The organism is Vibrio sp. 1562 (assembly GCF_033340155.1).
Classification (GTDB): Bacteria; Pseudomonadota; Gammaproteobacteria; order Enterobacterales; family Vibrionaceae; genus Vibrio; species Vibrio alginolyticus.
In genome coordinates this window covers 1-589 of record NZ_JAWOVY010000567.1, presented here as the reverse complement: position 1 = coordinate 589, position 589 = coordinate 1, and the positions used below count along the sequence as shown (strand labels likewise).

Here is a 589-nt window from a genome sequence, read left to right as displayed (position 1 = left end):
GTCGTGCAGATGCTCAAGAGTGACATTCAGCGTGCTGGTTTTGACGGTAACGATGGTCATTCTATAAAAATATCGGGCTCAGCGAACACAATTTACACTCTTGATGATGTTGATAGAGGGCTAATTGCTTACGCCTATTACATAGGTGTTTCTGGCTCTGCTCCTTTGTATAAAAACGTGGCTTATGAGCAACGAGTTAACACGCCAGAGTCGCTATTTGTGTGTGAAAAAAAGCAAATAACGATAGGGGATGTTAATGACGTGGTCAACCTTGCAGGCACAGGCTCATGTAACACTCTCTTTGATAAAAAAGTTATTCACGTTAATCGATTTGACCTGGCTAGTGAATTGCTAGAAAGCACTGATGCAAAAAGTGCACTGGTGACCATTACATTGGGAACCGAATTGAAAGACGCGACTGATATTCGCACGCAGCAGTCGTTTACTGCGATGCAAAGGAACTGGCAGTAATGAAGAAACAACAAGGTGCAGCTGCGTTATTAGTTGTGAGCGTATTGCTAGTTGCGGCATTAATGATGTCTCTCGGTAGCTATAAATCCCTCTTGTAACAAATTAAACGAGCCAACAA

1 protein-coding gene is annotated in these 589 nt (G+C 42.6%); it reads left to right on the top strand.

Going from position 1 to position 589, the window contains the following annotated elements:
* Positions 1-471: pilus assembly protein PilW (locus tag R7Z49_RS26430; RefSeq protein WP_318112620.1), on the top strand; the 471-nt coding region annotated here is incomplete at its 5' end.
* Between the last annotated feature and the right edge of the window lie 118 nt (positions 472-589).